Genomic DNA, 975 nt, shown 5'->3' with positions numbered 1-975 from the left:
TTCCTCAGCTACATGGGTTGGGAAACAGCTGAGCCTACTGGCCTCTACCAGTACTCTTACGCTTACGGCACTACCATCCCAGGTTACCACAACGGCGTAACAATCGACTTCAGCGAAGAGTGGGGTGCCCTCGGCCTCGCAGTTCTAGACTCGGTCTACGACGACGATGGCTCTATCAACAACGACGCCGACGATTACGACATGGGTATCGAAGCGAAGGTCGTTCTCACGCCAGCTGACGGCTTGACCTTCTTCCTCGGCTACGCGATCGACTCCGCGAATGGAGCCCTCGAAGACCGCGAACTCATCAACTTCTGGACTTCCTACGAAGTCGGAGCTTCAACATTCGCATTCGAATACAACGACTACTCCGACACCATGGAAGAGATCGACCAGTGGCTCGCAATGTACTCTGTCGGCGTTGGCGACAAGGGCACTTTCACAGCCCGCATCAGCAGCCAGGACGGCCTGTACGAAGACTTCGACAAGTACACAGCCGCCTACATCCACGCCGTCAACGACAACCTCGCTCTCGTAACTGAAGTTAGCCAGGTTGAATTCGACATGGGTGGCGACTCTACAGAGCTCGCTCTCGAAGCACTCTTCACTTTCTAATTCCTAGAAAGCCGAGACCACTTTTTAAAACCAGCCTCCACCCTTTCCGGTGGAGGCTTTTTTGTATCCACGAAAGAGCTACAATTCACAATTTCACCCCCAAAAAGGTTCACCACCAAAGGTAGAGCCCGCTGTCCCCAGCGGGCATAACTGGTCCAGAGCAAATCCTTTTATCCGATTGAGGACAACCAACGCTACCTCTTTGGCTAGGGCTCATCATCGTTTTTCAATCGGCTGCCAGCATTCAAGACTTCTACACACCACAAAAAAAGGTTCATCTTCAAAGACAGTGGAACTCATTAGCTGTAGGGCTGCCGCTCGCGGCATGCCGCATCTACCTTGGTCTTCATCTCTTGCAAT

1 protein-coding gene is annotated in these 975 nt (G+C 52.6%); it reads left to right on the top strand.

All coding sequences use genetic code 11. The annotated features are described in order from the left end of the window. On the top strand, positions 1–615 hold a 615-nt coding region (locus tag JIN87_RS27965), incomplete at its 5' end, for a porin (protein WP_200360046.1). Between the last annotated feature and the right edge of the window lie 360 nt (positions 616–975).

The sequence above is a fragment of the Pelagicoccus mobilis genome, from assembly GCF_016595505.1.
GTDB lineage: Bacteria > Verrucomicrobiota > Verrucomicrobiia > Opitutales > Opitutaceae > Pelagicoccus > Pelagicoccus mobilis.
The sequence above is the reverse complement of the archived record's forward strand: the minus strand, read 5'-3'. Positions and strand labels throughout refer to the sequence as shown.